The organism is Salegentibacter maritimus, assembly GCF_016236915.1.
GTDB classification, from domain to species: domain Bacteria; phylum Bacteroidota; class Bacteroidia; order Flavobacteriales; family Flavobacteriaceae; genus Salegentibacter; species Salegentibacter maritimus.
The window spans coordinates 46,390-63,194 of the sequence record NZ_JAEHOK010000006.1 but is presented as its reverse complement, the minus strand read 5'-3'; the positions used below and the strand labels follow the sequence as shown (position 1 = coordinate 63,194).

Here is a 16,805-nt window from a genome sequence, read left to right as displayed (position 1 = left end):
TTGTTATTTGATGGGTATATTTAATCTTCATTGTTATATTTTCTGGTGTCCAGGAGGTTTTCTAATTCTACTTTGGCAGTTATTACATCAAGCATAGACTGTAAAAAGTCTTGTTGTGCCTGGTAGAGTTGGCGTTGTGCTTCGCTTAACTCAAAACTACTGGCAATTCCTTCAAAAAACTTTATTTGATTTTTACTCTCTATCCTTTCTGCAAGTTCAAGATTTTTCTTTTGGTTTTGGTAATTTTCCAGGCTAAACTCATAATCGCTTTTGGCCGAATTGATCTTGCGTTTTACTTCGTTTTCTGTTTGTTCCAGTTCTATCATGGCCTGTTCGTAGGCAATTTGTTTTTGCTGTGTTCTGGCACTACGCATACCGCTACTTAAAATTGGGATGTTTAAGCTTAAGCCTAAAATAGATTGCCCAAAATATTCCTGGTCTTCATTTAAAAAAGTGAATTCCTGGCTAAACCCCTGTACGCCGTAATTTAGAAATCCGGTAAGTGAAGGAAGTGCTTTAGATTTTTCCAGCTTTACCTCTATTTCACGAGACTCTGCTGTATTCGCAGCAATGCGGTAATCTATATTTTCTTCTACCGGAACTTCTTTTTGTAATAGAGACAGGTCGAAATATTCCATCGCCAGGTTATCCAGTTCTTCGGTTAGGTTAACGGGAATTTCAACGGGAATCCCAAGTGTTAAATTAAACATTTCATAAGCAATATCCCGCATACGTTTGCTTCGGCTTAAATTGTTTTTTAAGTTAAGTAAGGTGATTTCCAGTTGTTCTACATCCTCCTGTTCTGTAAGCCCGTTTTTATAGATTTCGTTGGTCTCATCGTAGTTCTTCTGTACGTTTTCTACATTTTTTTGAAGAATAGCTACATTTTCCTCGGCCAGTAACACATTGCCGTAGGCATTAATTACCGCCTTCTTTATCTCAAGATTGGTTTTCGTTTTGGCATTTTCGGAAATTTGAAGCAAAGTTCTGGCTGATTGAATACCTACTATATAAGACCCGTCAAAAATTAATTGGTTCCAGGTGGCCGTAGCATTTACATTTTGCTCGGTACCAAAAGTTACCGGGGTAAAAGTGCCGGGTTCGCCGCCGGTTATTTCAGCCGGAAGTAAGGTGACGGGCTGTTTGAGATAATTTTGATAATCGGCAGTAGCACTTATTTGCGGTAATCCCTGGGCAATAATTTCCCATTTTTGTTTAAGGGCTATCTCAATATCTTTTTGTGCATTTACCGATGTGTAATTATTTTCTAAACCAAATTCAATGGCTTCCTCCATGGAGAAACTGTAACTTTGGGAAGTTTCCTGGGCCATACTGCTTATAGAAATCAGTAAAAGTAACAGGTGTCTATATTTCATTTTTTTCTTTGTTCTTGATTAGTAAATCTTCTAAAACTTTTAGGCCTTTTGGAGTACATATAGCTCTTAAATGATATTCCAGTAAATAATCCATGAGTTTATTGTTGCTGTACTCTTCCTCTGGAAAAAGGTTTTTATCCTTAATGGCTAATAAGCTGGCAAAATAAAGCCTGCTCACAAAAGAAATGGAAATGTTAGGGCGGTAATGACCACTTTTAATACCTCGCTCCAAATTCTCTATTATAGAATGTTGTGCGATTTCAAATTTCTTGTTGCGAATTGTGTTATATATCTTGGGGTAATACTTTTTAAGTTGAAATTGGGGTGATGTCTTTTCATTTTTAAGCATACGCTGTACATATACTTTTACCTCAAAATTCTCTACGATGGGATTTAGTTTTTTTGCGCGTAAAGACTTTATACCAGTGTTTATTTCTTCCATTAGTTGCCAAACACTGCCTTCAATAAGCATAGACTTGTTGCTGTAATGCGCATAAATAGTTTTTTTGGAAATGCCCATTTCTTCTGCAATGTCGTCCATAGTTACACTCTTAAAACCTAGTTTTAAGAAGAGGTTGGTAGCTGTAGTTTGAATTGCTTCTTTCACGTTATTTCTCTTGAAATTTTTGTGCAAAATTAGGTCATGGAAACTTATGATACAAGAAAAGTTTCTAAGGTTTAAGATAATTTAACTTATTCTACGAATTTGAAATAGTTTCAATTAATGTATTTTAGCCGGAAAATTTTTTGGTATGAAGTCTATTTCTCAATATAGAGAAGCTTTTCAGGAATATCTGGATTATAAAATAGAGGTGAAAGAGCCCGAGAACCTTTATAACCCTATGCGTTATATTCTTGGTTTGGGAGGAAAGCGTTTAAGGCCGGTGTTAGTATTGATGTCTGCTGAAATTTTTGAAGCCAATTATGAAAAAGCCCTGGATGCTGCCCTGGCCATAGAGATATTTCACAATTTCTCTTTGGTTCACGACGATATTATGGATGATGCGCCTTTGCGCAGGGGGAAGCAGACCGTGCACGAGCGGTGGGATATTAACACCGGAATTTTATCGGGTGATGCTATGTTGATAAATGCCTATCAACTATTTGAAAATTATGGGAGTGAGACTTTTCAGGAATTGGCAAAATTGTTTAGTAAAACTGCTATGCAGGTTTGTGAAGGTCAGCAATATGATATAGATTTTGAGTCTAGAGATGATGTTACCATTGAGGACTATCTTAAAATGATAGAGTACAAAACTGCTGTGCTGGTAGGGGCTTCATTGCAAATGGGCGCCATTGTGGCCAATACTTCGGCCGTAAATAAAGAATCTGTATATGAATTTGGACGCTTATTGGGTATTGCATTCCAGCTTCAAGACGATTATTTAGATGCTTTTGGAGACCCTGAGACTTTTGGGAAGCAGCCTGGAGGAGATATTATAGAAAATAAAAAGACTTTTCTTTATTTAAAATCTCTGGAGGCTTCAGGAGAAAGCGAGGCGCGCCAGTTGGAACATTTGTATACTATAAATCCTGTTGAGACTGCGGGTAAAATTGATGCGGTAAAAAGCCTTTTTAGAAGTAGTGGGGCCGCAGCTTTAACAAAGCTTGAAATAGAAAAATATACTGAAATGGCTTTTAAGGTGCTTGATGAAATTGAAATCTCTGAAGAAAAAAAGCGCCCTTTACGAGAATTTGGGGAAATGCTTATGAATCGTACGGTTTAATTTTTGAAAAACCTGGATTAAGAATTTCTTAATACTTTTGCTCTTATATCTGCATATTTATAAGCAATAGATATTTTTAACAACCTCCTGAAGTTTTTAGGATGTTAAACTTCTTATAATTCATAAGATAATTCTATGGTTTACTACAGGCTGTTTTTTTTAAAATCGTATTTTTGCTTAGTTTTACACTTAAAAGAAACATTAGTTTCAAACTATGGATAGATTTTCATTTCTAAATGCTGCGCACACAGCATATTTTGCCGAACTTTACGATCAATACCTTCAGTACCCCGATAGTGTAGAGCCCAGTTGGAGGGCTTTTTTTCAAGGCTTTGATTTTGGAATGCAACAAAACGGAGTTTCCGCAGAAAACCTGGAAGAAGCTCCAGTTAATTTTCAAGAAGGGGAGATTCCAGATCATGTTGTGAAGGAATTTAAGGTTATACGCCTTATAGACGGTTACCGAACCCGCGGGCATTTGTTTACAAAAACAAATCCGGTTAGGGAGCGTCGTCAATATCGTCCAACCCTGGATATAGAAAACTTTGGGCTTGAAAAAGCTGATCTTGATACAAAATTTAATGCGGGTGACATGTTGGGTCTTGGCCCAAGCAGCCTTCGTGAGATAATAAACCATCTCGAGAAAATTTATTGCGAATCTATCGGAATCGAATATATGTTTATTCGTAAACCAGAGGAAATTAAATGGATTCAGGATAAATTAAATACAAACGAAAATCATCCTAATTTTAATAATGAGGAGAAAAAGAAAATCCTGAAGAAATTAAATCAGGCGGTTTCTTTTGAATCATTTTTGCATAGAAAATATGTGGGTCAAAAACGTTTTTCGTTAGAAGGTGGCGAAAGCCTTATTCCAGCCCTCGATGTGCTTATCGAAAAAGCTTCAGATTACGGGGTGAGGGATTTTGTGATGGGTATGGCTCATAGAGGTAGGTTAAATACTCTAACCAATATTTTTGGTAAAAGTGCAAAGGATATTTTCAGCGAGTTTGACGGGAAAGATTACGAACAGGATATTTTTGATGGTGATGTAAAATATCATCTTGGGTGGACTTCTTGCCGACTTACAGATAATGGAAAAGGAATAAATATAAATATTGCACCAAACCCTTCACATTTAGAAACAGTAGGGCCTGTGGTTCAGGGAATATCCAGAGCCAAACAAGATAGGCACTATGGAGGCGACAATATGAAGGTGTTGCCTATTCTGGTGCATGGCGATGCTGCTATTGCAGGGCAGGGTGTAGTGTACGAAGTGGTGCAAATGGCCCAATTAGAAGGCTATGAAACCGGAGGTACAATACATATTGTAGTGAACAATCAAATAGGTTTTACCACAAATTATTTAGATGCGCGATCTTCTACCTACTGTACCGACGTAGGGAAAGTAACACATTCTCCTGTATTGCATGTAAATGCCGATGATGTAGAAGCTGTTGTGCATGCAGTTTCATTTGCGCTGGATTTTAGAATGAAATTTAAGCGAGATGTTTTTATAGATTTATTGGGCTATAGAAAATATGGCCACAATGAAGGAGATGAGCCTAAGTTTACACAACCTAAACTGTATAAGGCTATTTCAAAACATAAGAATGCACGAGATATTTATGCTGAAAAATTAAAAGCAGCCGGGGTAATTGATGAAGCTTATCTTACGAAGCTTGAAGAAGAATATAAGGCAGACCTGGAAGAAAACCTCGAGGATTCTAAAAAGGAGAAAAACACAAGAATTACTCCATTTATGCAAGATGAATGGGAAGGCTTCGAAAATGTCTTTGAAGATGAAATGATCAAGGATATAGATACTACCTACAAATTAGAGGATCTTGATTTGGTTGCCGATGCTATTTCTAAATTACCTGAGGATAAAAAGTTTATGCGTAAGGTGAAAAAGATTATAGAGCTTCGTAATAAACAATATTTTGAGGAAGATAAGCTGGATTGGGCTATGGGAGAGCACTTGGCCTACGGTTCGCTTCTAAAAGAAGGATTTAATATTCGAATTAGTGGTCAGGATAGTGAAAGAGGTACTTTTTCTCACCGCCACGCAGTAGTAAAAGTAGAAGATAGTGAAGAGGAAATCATTTTGCACAATAATATAGAAGGTCGGGATGGCGATTTCTTTGTGTATAACTCTCCGCTTTCAGAATATGGTGTTATGGGGTTTGATTATGGTTATGCGATGGCAAGCCCTAAAACCTTAACTATTTGGGAAGCTCAATTTGGGGACTTTGTAAATGGTGCGCAAATAATGATAGACCAGTATCTTTCTGCTGCAGAAGATAAGTGGAAATTACAAAACGGCCTTGTGCTTTTCTTGCCACATGGGTATGAAGGCCAGGGGGCAGAACACTCTTCAGGAAGAATGGAGCGTTTTCTTCAACTTTGTGCCAAGGATAATATGTATGTAGCCGATGTGACTACACCGGCAAATATGTTCCATATTTTGCGTAGGCAAATGAAAGCCGGATTTAGAAAACCTTTGGTGATTTTTACGCCAAAGAGCTTGTTAAGGCATTCTAAAGTAATTTCAACCAAAGAAGATTTTTCAAAAGGCGGTTTTCAGCCTTTACTTGACGATCCAAAAGCAAAGGCAGAAGAGGTAAAAACCCTTGTGTTTTGTACCGGTAAATTTTACTACGATTTATTGGAGTATAAAGAGGAGAATGGGCGTGATGATGTGGCATTGGTGCGTGTGGAACAATTATTCCCGTTGCCTACAGATAAAATGAATAAAACTATTGAAAAATACAAGAATGCAGATGATATAGTTTGGGCCCAGGAAGAACCAAGAAATATGGGTGCTTATGGGCATATGTTATTGCATTTTGACCAAGCTAAAAACTTTAGGGTTTGCAGTAGAAAATTTTATGGTTCTCCTGCTGCCGGAAGTTCTGTAAGATTTAAAAAGCGTCACGAAAAGGTGATTGCAAGCGTTTTTGATAAAACAGTAGAGAATTAAAAAGAATTTAAAATAACGAATCCAATGTTTTCGCCTGGCGGAAACTTTAAATAAAAACAAAGATCATGGCCTTAGAAATGAAAGTTCCTTCTCCGGGAGAATCTATAACCGAAGTTGAAATAGCTGAATGGTTAGTTGAAGATGGCGACTATGTAGAAAAAGATCAGGCAATTGCCGAAGTAGATAGCGATAAAGCTACCCTGGAACTTCCGGCTGAAGCTAGCGGAATTATTACACTAAAAGCAGAGGAAGGTGATGCTGTGGCTGTAGGTGAAGTAGTTTGTCTTATAGATACCGAAGCTGAAAAGCCGGGTGGAAGTGACGATAAAAAGGAGTCTAAAGATGGGGCTTCAAATAAAGAGGAAGAAAATAAAGATAAGGCAGCACCTAAAACTGAGGAGCCTTCTAAGTCCACAACACCTGCGCAAAAGCAAGATTCTCACGCAAAAGGGAGCCCGTCTCCTGCAGCTAAAAAAATCCTGGACGAAAAAGGGATTGATAAGAAGGATGTAGAAGGTAGCGGAAAAGATGGTCGTATCACAAAAGAAGATGCGGTTCAGGCCAAAGCTTCTATGGGTAGCCCGGGTAAAGGAAAACGAGGGGAGTCTAAGAAGAAAATGTCTATGCTTCGTAGAAAAGTAGCTTCTCGTTTGGTTTCAGTTAAAAATGATACCGCTATGCTTACTACTTTTAATGAGGTAGATATGCAACCTATTTTTAATTTACGAAAGAAATATAAAGAAGAATTTAAAGATAAGCATGGGGTTGGTTTAGGCTTTATGTCTTTCTTTACCCTTGCAGTAGTGAGAGCCTTAAAGCAATTTCCTGATGTGAATTCTATGATAGATGGAGATCATCAGGTTAAGTTTGACTATCAGGATATTAGTATTGCAGTTTCTGGCCCAAAAGGCTTGATGGTGCCTGTAATAAGAAATGCTGAAAACTTAAGTTTTAGAGGTGTAGAAGATGAGGTGAAACGCCTTGCATTAAGAGCGCGTGATGGGAAAATTACTGTAGATGAAATGACCGGGGGTACTTTTACTATTACAAATGGTGGGGTATTTGGTTCTATGCTTTCTACTCCAATTATAAACCCTCCGCAAAGCGCAATTTTAGGAATGCATAATATAGTAGAGCGTCCTGTTGCTATAGATGGTCATGTAGAGATTCGACCTATTATGTATTTGGCACTTTCTTATGACCATAGAATTATTGATGGAAAAGAATCTGTGGGTTTCCTGGTGGCTGTTAAAGAAGCTATAGAAAACCCGGAGGAGCTATTGATGGATAACGATGTAAAAAGAGCTCTAGAACTTTAATTGGAAAGAGTGATAATCAAAAAAAAAGAGGCAACGAATTCGTTGCCTCTTTTTTTGGTAAAAACAAATTATAATAATAACAACAAATTCGCGATGTTTAAAGACAAAACACAAATCACAAAGATTCCCAATAGTATATAAAGGAAAATATGTGGATTTTTATTTTTTGAAACGCTGGACATTCTACTAACATTAATTAGCTCAAACTTAGGTAGAATGTGGTTTCACGACAAGGGGATAAACCCCCTTTTTTACTATTTTAAGTAAAGAGCCGGTGCTTTGTAGTCTATAATGGCTTTCCCTTTTTTTAACAGGTCTGCGCCAATAATTCCATGTACTTTTTCAGCTTCATGATTTGTAAGAGCTTCGTTTACATGTCTTAAATCAAAAAGTACAAGGTCTACTTTTTTCTTTTTCCAGCCTTTAATTTCAATTTGATTCTTTTGTGCAATTTGGGTAAGCATATTGGTTGCCCCAGCCCCGGCAGCTTTTATATCGCTATCTTCTGCAAGCAGTTTAAAGTGTTCTACTGCTTCAAGGCCTACACAAGTACTGGAGGCGCCTGTATCTAGAATAAAGTTTCCTTCAATCCCATTAATTCTGGCTACTAATTCCAGATGCTGTGTTTTTGTATATTTTAGCTTTACACGCTTAAAGCCTTTTTCTTTAAGTAATTTTTTTAAAGATGACATTCTTTGTATTTTTCACAAAGATAGGTCTTCAAAATAAATTATTTTTGCTTTTATGATTTTAACCGATACGCATATACATCTTTATAGCGAAGACTATGAAGATGACAGGGACCAGCTTATAGAAAATGCATTTAAGCAGCATATTGAAAGATTTTTTCTTCCGGCAATAGATTCTGAAACAACGCAGGCCATGTACGATCTGGAAGCTCGTTACCCCGAGCATGTTTTTTTAATGATGGGCTTGCACCCAACGCATGTTCAGGAGAATTTTGAAGACGAATTAAAGCATGTGGAGGAGCAGTTTGGGCAAAGAAGGTTTTATGCGGTGGGAGAGATAGGAATAGACTTGTATTGGGATAAAAGCACTTTGGCGATACAGCAGGAAGCTTTTAGAAGGCAGATTAGATTGGCAAAAAAACATAAATTGCCGGTTGTAATTCATTGTAGAAAGGCTTTTGATGAGGTTTTTGAGGTGTTAGAAGAGGAAAAAAGCGATGATCTTTTTGGGATTTTTCATTGTTTTACAGGTAACCTGGACCAAGCTAAAAGGGCGCTCTCTTATAATTTAAAGCTCGGCATTGGTGGGGTGGTTACGTTTAAAAATGGCGGCATCAATAAATTTTTGGATCAAGTTCCTTTAAAAGATATTGTTTTGGAGACCGATGGGCCATATTTGGCACCCTCGCCCTTCCGTGGAAAACGAAATGAGCCTGAGTATCTTCTAAAGGTAGCAGAAAAGATAGCAGACATTTACAAAAAACCCTTAGCTGAAATCGCTCAAATAACGACCCAAAATTCAAAAGATATCTTCGGGATATAAAGTAGGTTAGGATTAAAATTTGTTCATTTGCCTAGTTAATAAAATTTGCGTGAAAGAATTCGAAGACATAAGGTTTTATAAAGATAGCGAGGTACAGCCTGCCTTGATGGAATATTTGGGGCATCCTATGATAAAAGCGCTTCTACAATTTACTTTTCCCGAGAAAAGTTCAGAAGAAATTGCAGCTATATTGGGTACTTGCCATTCTATCAGGGATTTTCAGTCTAAAGTGATTTATAATTCTGTATTAAAAGTTATTGAAAAAAGTACCGAGGGGCTTACGTATAGTGGTTTTGATAAGTTAGATGGCCGGCAGGCGTATTTCTACATGTCAAATCATCGTGATATTATTCTTGATACCTGCTTGTTGAATACAACATTGTATGAGCAAGATCTAATAATGACAGCTTCGGCTATTGGTGATAATTTAGTACAGAAACCTTTTTTAATGACATTGTCTCGTTTAAATAGGAATTTTTTGGTAAAACGAGGGCTTGGTCCCCGGGAAATGCTTAAAAGTTCTATGGTCCTTTCAGCTTACATTAAAAAGTTGCTCTTAGAAGATGGTAGGTCGGTTTGGATGGCGCAAAGAGAGGGTAGAACCAAGGATGGAAGTGATTATACCCAGCAGGGAGTGTTGAAAATGCTTGGTATGGCCAAAGGCAAGCAAAGCCTGGCACAGTATTTTGCCGATCTTAAAATTGTTCCGGTGGCGATTTCCTATGAATTTGATCCTACAGATATTTTGAAAATGCCTGAAATTCTAGCCAAAAGAATGAAGGAGGAATACGTGAAGTCTGCGAATGAAGATTTTAATAGTATTATGCAAGGTGCGCTTGGTAATAAAGGGCGTATTCATATTAATGCAGGAGAAGTTTTAGGTAAAGAGGTTTTTGAAGAAATTGAAGAGAAACATGCTTCAATAAACGCACAGTTAAAAGCTATCGCTTCAAAAATAGACGAACATATTTATAGAAATTATAAATTATGGCCGGCTAATTATATCGCATTCGATTTGCTTAAAAATTCAGAAACCTATGCTGAAAAATATTCAGATAAAGAAAAAAGGCAATTTGAACGTCGCCTAACTCGTAGGATAGATGTGAAAAATCCGCTTGAGCTTAATAGTTACTTATTAATGTATGCAAATCCGGTAATTAATAAAGAAGCGCTTTATGAATAAAAAAGCTAAAATCCTTTTAATTTATACCGGCGGAACTATTGGGATGATAAAGGACTATGGTACAGGAGTCCTAAAAGCTTTTAATTTTGATGAATTATTACATAATATTCCTGAACTTAAAATTCTTGAACACGAAATAGATACCTTGAGCTTTGAAGATCCTATAGATTCTTCTAATATGAATGTAGCATGTTGGGTGAAAATAGCCAATACTATACATGATAATTTTAAAGCTTACGATGGTTTTGTGGTTTTGCATGGAAGTGATACCATGTCTTATACCGCTTCGGCCTTAAGTTTTATGTTTGAAAACTTAACCAAGCCTATCATCTTTACAGGGTCTCAGTTACCTATTGGAGATTTAAGAACTGACGCGAAGGAAAATCTTATTACCAGTATTCAAATTGCAGGCTTGCAAAAGAATGGGAAACCGGTAATCTCGGAAGTAGGTCTATATTTTGAATATAAATTATATAGGGCTAACAGGACTACAAAAATTAATGCTGAACATTTTCAGGCCTTTGCATCTCTAAATTATGAACCTTTGGCCGAGTCTGGTGTTTACCTGTCGGTAAATTATAATGCACTTTGGCGACCTAACCGAAGACAAAAAACAAAATTACATACCAATTTTAATAACGAGGTATTGGTTTTAAAAATGTTTCCTGGTGTAAATGCAGCTACGGTAGACCATATATTGTCTAAGCCAGGATTAAAGGGAGTGGTGTTGGAGACTTATGGGAGTGGTAATGCTCCTAGCGACGATTGGTTTCTGGATATTTTAAAGAAAAAAATTTTAGAAGGTTTAATTATAGTAAATGTTACACAGTGCATAGGAGGTAGTGTGGTGATGGGGCAGTATGAAACAAGCGTAGGGCTGAAAGAGATAGGTGTGATTTCGGGAAAAGACATAAGTACAGAGGCTGCGGTAGCCAAATTAATGTATCTTTTAGGGAAAGAATTGTCTCCAAAAGTGTTTAAAACCATCTTCGAAACTTCGTTAAGAGGGGAAATGTCATAAAAATAACGGCAGATGCTTGACGGAGTATATTTTTTTTCGTTATTTGGCGAACCGTTTTAGAAACGTTAACAAAAAGAGAGGTGGCCGAGTGGTCGAAGGCGCACGCCTGGAAAGTGTGTATACGTCACAAGCGTATCGAGGGTTCGAATCCCTTCCTCTCTGCTATAATTATTATATTTTTATTAAAAATTTATTTTTATATCTTTAACCCTTTAACTAATTAAATTAAGACAAACAGTAATGAAAAGATTATTTTCTATTTTGGTAATCGCCGCGGTGATGGTGCTTGGAGCCGGAAACCTGAATGCGGCCAACGATGTTAACACATTACCTGGAACAATTGTGAATTTTGTTCAGGATGAAGAGGCTGCAGCTTCCGCAGATGAGGCAGGCGAAGAAACTCTTGGTTTTCATCAGGAACTTAAAAAACGTTTTATAGAAGGTGGTCCTGCATTTATGGGGATTGTTCTTTTATGTTTAATTCTTGGTTTGGCTGTTGCCATTGAGAGAATTATCTTTTTAAATCTTTCTACTACGAACACTAGAAAATTAGCTAGAAATGTAGAAGATGCTTTAAATAGTGGTGGAGTAGAATCAGCTAAGGAGGTTTGTAGAAATACAAAAGGGCCTGTTGCTTCTATCTATTACCAGGGTCTGGATCGTGCAGACGAAAGTATTGATGCTGCAGAAAAAGCTGTTGTAGCTTACGGTGGTGTTCAAATGGGGCAATTAGAGAAAAACGTTTCCTGGTTGTCTTTATTTATCGCTATTGCTCCTATGCTTGGTTTCATGGGTACTGTAATTGGTATGATTACCGCCTTCGATAGAATTGAAGCAGCTGGTGATATGCAGCCATCTCTTGTTGCCGGAGGTATTAAAGTAGCACTTCTTACAACCGTATTTGGTTTGATCGTAGCTATTATTCTTCAAATATTTTACAACTATATTATTGCTAAGATAGATAGTATTGTAAATGATATGGAAGATGCATCTATCACTCTTATCGATATGTTGGTAGCTTACAAAAACAAAAAAAGAATCTAAGACCAGATTAAATTATGACTTTACATAAAATATTAAAATATGTATCTATCGTTATTGGCGTTATAGGGCTTATCCTTCTTGGAAGGATCCTTGCCGAAGACGGTGATGCTATAGAGGCCTCGGCCGATTTGCAAACCAGTTTGCTCAATCCATTTATGTATGTTGCATATTTAGTATTGGCAATAGTAGTTGCTTTGGTCCTTATCTTTGTGGTACAAGGCCTGTTTAAAGGAAATATAAAAAACACATTAATTGCCGTAGGAACATTTTTGGCAGTTATTGTAATAGCTTATCTTGTTACAGATGGTTCTCAAATGACGCTTAAAGACGGAGACATACTTTCGGCTAGCGCGGCCCACTGGATAAGTGCAGGTTTAGTAACTTTTTACATCCTTGCAGGAATCGCTATTTTAGCAATGGTAATTTCCGGAGTTAAAAAATTAATGAAGTAAAATTATGGCAAGAAGAGAAGCACCAGAAGTTAATGCCGGCTCTATGGCCGATATTGCTTTCTTGCTACTAATCTTCTTTTTGGTAACCACAACCATTGAGACAGATAGTGGGATTAGTAGAAAACTACCCCCATGGCAGCCAGAAGAGCAAGAGCCACCGGTAATTAAAGAACGAAATATCTTTCAGGTTTTGGTTAACAGTAACAACCAATTACTTGTAGAAGATGAGGAGATGGAGATAGAGGAGCTGCGACAAGCTGCAGTTGAATTTATCGATAATGGTGGAGGAACAGGTGATGAAGCTTGTGATTTCTGCCAGGGAGCGGGAGAAGCCACTTCTTCTGTAAACCCACAGAAAGCTATTATCTCTTTGGTAAATAACCGTGGAACCGAGTATGGAACTTATATCTCTGTACAAAACGAACTTGTGGCGGCTTATAACCAACTTAGAGATAGAGAAGCGCAGCGTTTATTCGGTACCAGCTTTACTGAGATGGAAGCTAAATATAACGATTCGCGTACAAGTGAAGGCGCTAAAGAAACGCTTAAAGAGAGAATTGAATTAATTAAAGATATGATTCCTCAAAAGCTTTCTGAAGCTGAACCGCAGAGTTAATAACCTAATTAAAACTTAAATTTAAGACTCAATTATGTCTAAATTCAAAAAGAAAAAGAGCGAAGGGCAACCAGCCATTAGTACAGCATCTTTACCAGATATTGTATTTATGTTACTGTTCTTCTTTATGGTTGTTACCGTTATGCGCCAGAATACGTTAATGGTACAAAATAAACTACCATTCGCCGATCAGGTTGAAAAGCTTGATAAGAAGGATCTTGTAATGTATATCTATGCAGGAAAGCCAAGTTCGAGATACCAGCAAACGTTTGGTACTGAGGCAAGGATTCAGTTGAACGATAAATTTGCCAGTGTTGGTGAAGTTCAACAGTTTATCTTTTCTGAAAGAGAAACAAAACGAGAAGAATTGATACCATATCTTACAACTGCCCTTAAGGTAGATGAAGAAACAAATATGGGGCTGGTTTCAGATATTAAACAAGAATTAAGAAAAGCTGAAGCTCTTAAAATCAACTATACAACCAAAGAAGGTGATGCATTACAAAATATGCAATAAAGACCAATAGGTCATTTTTTCAAAACTGTATTAAACATCCTGTCTAATTTTAAATATTAGGCAGGATGTTTTTTTTATATTTGAGTCTAAATATACCTGTAGACTAAAAATGAATAAATTATTCAAATTTCTTTATGGCTTGTTTGTTGTTTTTAGTCTGCCTTTATCAGCTCAAACCGAGATAGAGGAAGAATTGGAACGTATACCTGATTCGGTTCCATATATTTTAGATAGTTTATATCGCGAAGATCAATTCTACCTGGGACTAAGCTTTAATTTTATTAGTAATAAGCCTGAGGCTATTTCGCAATCTGGTTTTTCAGGAGGTATTCATGCCGGATTTACCAGGGATTTTCCACTTAATAAACGTCGAAATGTCGCTATAGCAGCCGGAGTAGGTTTTTCTTTAAATAGCTATAGTCAAAACCTCTTTATAGGGGAAGATAATAGTGGAGAAAGTATCTTTAGGGAACTGACAAATAATATCGACTATAGTGTTAATAGATTTACTACACAACTAATAGAGGTGCCTTTAGAGTTTAGATGGCGCACTTCTACGGCTGAAACTTATAAGTTCTGGAGGATTTATACCGGATTGCGATTTGGATACATCTATCACTTTAAAAGTAAATTTATTCAGCCCGGGAACGAGGTTATCCAAACCGATGTTCCAGAATTAGATCGCTTTCGAATGGGGGCAACTTTTACTTTTGGTTACAACACCTTTAATTTTCATTTGTATTATAGTTTAAACCCATTGTTTCCTGATGCATCAGTGAATGGTGCGCCAATAGATATTTCGGTATTTAGAGTGGGTCTTATGTTTTATATATTATAGCCATAAGTTTAGTACTATAATTTGCGTTAAGATTCCGCAAGCAAGGCCCAATACTAATTCGTTGATTGTGTGTGCTTTGTAATAAATCCTTGAAGAGGCTGTTAGCCCCAGTGCAAGTATTAAAAAACTAATGGTATATACTAAATTTATTTTAAAATTTAAACTGATGCCAATTAGAAAAACCAAAAGGGCGCCCATGCCTATCATATGTAAACTCAGTTTTACTTTTAATAAAACCAGGACAAAGGCGACTATAGTGGCGAATAGAATTCCAGTAAAGTAGTAATAAAGCGCAGCATAATTATAAGCGTTTAAAATCTGGTTTAGTACCATAGTAATTAGAATCGCGTAGAATAATAGTGGCCACTTTCGTTCTCTGGTATTTATTAAAAAGATAGATTGTGCTTTTCCCAAATTTTTTAATAGAAAATAAAATACAATAGGTATAAATATAGTAAGTATGGCTATTGCCAATAACTTTGCTTTTGCTATACCTTCAGGAAAAAACCTGGGGGTAAAAATAAAGTAGAAAAAACTTGCCGCTAATGGCAGCCATAGCGGGTGGAAAATAAAAGATGCACTTTTTAAAAGGAATCTCATTAAATTTCTTTTCGAAGTCTGGCCACAGGAATGTCTAATTGTTCTCTATATTTTGCAACCGTTCTTCGTGCAATTGGATAGCCTTTATCTTTTAATACCCTTGCGAGTTTTTCATCGGTAAGGGGTTTACGTTTATCTTCTTCCTCGATAGAAATTTCCAGTATTTTTTTAATCTCTCTGGTGGAAACATCTTCTCCCTGATCGTTTTTCATAGACTCAGAGAAGAATTCCTTAATGAGTTTGGTTCCGTAAGGTGTGTCTACATATTTACTGTTGGCCACCCTTGAAACTGTAGAAACATCCATCTCTATCTCATCGGCAATATCCTTTAAGATCATGGGCCTAAGGTTTCGCTCGTCGCCGGTCAAGAAATATTCTTTTTGGTAGTTCATAATAGCACTCATGGTAACCATAAGCGTTTGTTGTCTTTGCTGTATGGCTTCAATAAACCATTTTGCGGCATCCAGCTTTTGTTTTATAAACATAACTGCATCTTTCTGTGCCTTTGTTTTTTCTTTAGATTCTTTATAGCCTTTTAGCATGTCGCTATAATCGCGAGAGACGTGCATTTGTGGTGCATTGCGGCCATTAAGGCTTAACTCTAAATCCCCATCTACAATTTTAATGGTAAAGTCTGGGATTACGTGCTCTATCATTCTGGTGTTTCCAGAATAAGAACCTCCCGGTTTCGGGTTTAAATGTTCAATAACATCTATAGCTTCCCGAAGTTCATCTTCCGAAATATCGTGCCTGGAAATTATTTTGGTGTAATGTTTTTTGCTGAATTGGTCAAACGAGCGGTCCAGGATATCTTCGGCTAATTCTACGGCTTTTGTAGGCTCTTTGCGTTTAAGTTGAATAAGAAGACATTCTTGAAGAGATCTGGCTCCTACACCAGCTGGATCCAATTCCTGCACCTTTTTAAGTACCTTCTCTACCGCATCTTCATCTGTATAAATATTTTGGGTAAAGGCCAGGTCATCTACAATATCCTGCAGCTCTCTTCTTAAATAACCACTTTCATCTACGCTACCTACCAGAAAGGCAGCTATTTGTTTTTCGCTTTCATCAAATCTAAGCGTACTTAATTGAGTGGTTAGGTATTGTGTAAACGAAGTGCCGGCTGCATAAGGTACGCTTTTTTCGTCATCATCGGGACTATAATTATTGGCTTGAAGCCTATAGTTAGGTACCTCATCATCACTTAAATATTCGTCAACATCTATTTCAGCCTCAATAGATTCGGTTCCTTCATCTTCACGATCTCTTTCCTTGTAATCATCTTCATACTCCTCAAATTCATCTCTGGCTTCTAATTTGCCATCTTCCAAAGCTGGATTTTCCTCTAATTCCTGTTTTATACGCTGCTCAAATGCTTGCGTAGGAAGTTGTATAAGCTTCATGAGCTGTATCTGCTGCGGAGAAAGCTTTTGAGATAATTTGAGATTTAATTGCTGTTTAAGCATAAATTTTATAATCGAGATTTAAAAGAGCTGCTTTTAAAAGCCGTCACCTTAAGTTTACTTCAAGATCTAACATGTTTTGTACTCAGTGAGCATGTTAGAAACTGAAACGAATTTCAGCTTGATCAAAATAGACTTTCAGGCAGCCTCCTTT

Annotated in this window: 16 protein-coding genes and 1 tRNA gene; 12 read left to right on the top strand and 5 right to left on the bottom strand. The window is 37.0% G+C overall.

Features of this window, described 5'->3' with window-relative positions; genetic code table 11:
- Positions 1-20: 20 nt before the first annotated feature.
- Both I6U49_RS06130 and I6U49_RS06125 read right to left on the bottom strand, forming a co-directional pair.
- Entirely contained in the window at positions 21-1,376 is a 1,356-nt protein-coding gene (locus tag I6U49_RS06130) for a TolC family protein (RefSeq protein ID WP_193710123.1), read from the bottom strand.
- Positions 1,366-1,983, bottom strand: a complete 618-nt coding sequence (locus tag I6U49_RS06125) for a TetR/AcrR family transcriptional regulator (RefSeq protein WP_193710124.1) — start codon at positions 1,981-1,983, stop codon at positions 1,366-1,368. Before I6U49_RS06125 ends, I6U49_RS06130 begins: the two co-directional genes overlap by 11 nt.
- A 145-nt stretch (positions 1,984-2,128) precedes the next feature.
- On the opposite strand from I6U49_RS06125, the gene I6U49_RS06120 reads away from it, so the two are divergent.
- The 3 genes from I6U49_RS06120 (at position 2,129) to odhB (ending at position 7,405) form a co-directional block, all read left to right on the top strand.
- The gene (locus I6U49_RS06120) at positions 2,129-3,103 is read left to right on the top strand and encodes a polyprenyl synthetase family protein (protein ID WP_198627986.1); all 975 of its coding nucleotides are present in this window, start codon (positions 2,129-2,131) and stop codon (positions 3,101-3,103) included.
- 214 nt (positions 3,104-3,317) lie between these two features.
- Positions 3,318-6,086: a 2-oxoglutarate dehydrogenase E1 component gene (locus I6U49_RS06115; protein ID WP_193710126.1), complete on the top strand. Its 2,769-nt coding sequence runs from the start codon at positions 3,318-3,320 to the stop codon at positions 6,084-6,086.
- 65 nt (positions 6,087-6,151) lie between these two features.
- Positions 6,152-7,405 (top strand): 2-oxoglutarate dehydrogenase complex dihydrolipoyllysine-residue succinyltransferase, encoded by a 1,254-nt coding sequence (gene odhB / locus I6U49_RS06110; protein WP_198627985.1) that lies wholly within the window; start codon positions 6,152-6,154, stop codon positions 7,403-7,405.
- Positions 7,406-7,659: 254 nt separating this feature from the next.
- On the opposite strand, the gene I6U49_RS06105 is transcribed toward odhB, so the two are convergent.
- Complete coding sequence (locus tag I6U49_RS06105; RefSeq protein WP_193710128.1) at positions 7,660-8,097, bottom strand: retropepsin-like aspartic protease; 438 nt, start codon at positions 8,095-8,097, stop codon at positions 7,660-7,662.
- A 52-nt stretch (positions 8,098-8,149) separates the two neighbouring features.
- Here I6U49_RS06105 and I6U49_RS06100 point away from each other — a divergent pair, with 52 nt between their 5' ends.
- The 9 genes from I6U49_RS06100 to I6U49_RS06060 all read left to right on the top strand — a co-directional run bounded on the left by I6U49_RS06100 (position 8,150) and on the right by I6U49_RS06060 (position 14,588).
- The gene (locus I6U49_RS06100) at positions 8,150-8,917 is read left to right on the top strand and encodes a TatD family hydrolase (RefSeq protein WP_198627984.1); all 768 of its coding nucleotides are present in this window, start codon (positions 8,150-8,152) and stop codon (positions 8,915-8,917) included.
- A 49-nt stretch (positions 8,918-8,966) separates the two neighbouring features.
- Positions 8,967-10,100 carry a 1-acyl-sn-glycerol-3-phosphate acyltransferase gene (locus tag I6U49_RS06095; protein ID WP_193710130.1) on the top strand — a complete coding sequence of 378 codons (1,134 nt, stop codon included), beginning with the start codon at positions 8,967-8,969 and terminating at the stop codon, positions 10,098-10,100.
- Complete coding sequence (locus I6U49_RS06090) at positions 10,093-11,121, top strand: asparaginase (protein WP_198627983.1); 1,029 nt, start codon at positions 10,093-10,095, stop codon at positions 11,119-11,121. The genes I6U49_RS06095 and I6U49_RS06090 overlap by 8 nt, the downstream gene beginning before the upstream one ends.
- A 74-nt stretch (positions 11,122-11,195) precedes the next feature.
- Positions 11,196-11,283: transfer RNA gene (locus I6U49_RS06085), tRNA-Ser, on the top strand.
- Positions 11,284-11,361: 78 nt separating this feature from the next.
- A complete protein-coding gene (locus I6U49_RS06080; protein WP_193710132.1) occupies positions 11,362-12,165 on the top strand; it encodes a MotA/TolQ/ExbB proton channel family protein in 804 nt (267 codons plus the stop codon).
- A 14-nt stretch (positions 12,166-12,179) separates the two neighbouring features.
- Positions 12,180-12,617 carry an Asp23/Gls24 family envelope stress response protein gene (locus I6U49_RS06075; protein ID WP_193710133.1) on the top strand — a complete coding sequence of 146 codons (438 nt, stop codon included), beginning with the start codon at positions 12,180-12,182 and terminating at the stop codon, positions 12,615-12,617.
- A gap of 4 nt (positions 12,618-12,621) precedes the next feature.
- Entirely contained in the window at positions 12,622-13,233 is a 612-nt protein-coding gene (locus I6U49_RS06070; protein ID WP_193710134.1) for an ExbD/TolR family protein, read from the top strand.
- A gap of 34 nt (positions 13,234-13,267) precedes the next feature.
- The gene (locus tag I6U49_RS06065; protein ID WP_193710135.1) at positions 13,268-13,750 is read left to right on the top strand and encodes an ExbD/TolR family protein; all 483 of its coding nucleotides are present in this window, start codon (positions 13,268-13,270) and stop codon (positions 13,748-13,750) included.
- 109 nt (positions 13,751-13,859) lie between these two features.
- On the top strand, positions 13,860-14,588 hold the full coding sequence (locus I6U49_RS06060) for a porin family protein (RefSeq protein WP_198627982.1): 729 nt from the start codon (positions 13,860-13,862) through the stop codon (positions 14,586-14,588).
- On the opposite strand, the gene I6U49_RS06055 is transcribed toward I6U49_RS06060, so the two are convergent.
- Positions 14,583-15,188, bottom strand: coding sequence for a hypothetical protein (locus I6U49_RS06055; protein ID WP_198627981.1), 606 nt, complete (start codon positions 15,186-15,188; stop codon positions 14,583-14,585). The genes I6U49_RS06060 and I6U49_RS06055 overlap by 6 nt on opposite strands.
- The gene (rpoN, locus tag I6U49_RS06050; protein WP_198627980.1) at positions 15,188-16,654 is read right to left on the bottom strand and encodes an RNA polymerase factor sigma-54; all 1,467 of its coding nucleotides are present in this window, start codon (positions 16,652-16,654) and stop codon (positions 15,188-15,190) included. Before rpoN ends, I6U49_RS06055 begins: the two co-directional genes overlap by 1 nt.
- Between the last annotated feature and the right edge of the window lie 151 nt (positions 16,655-16,805).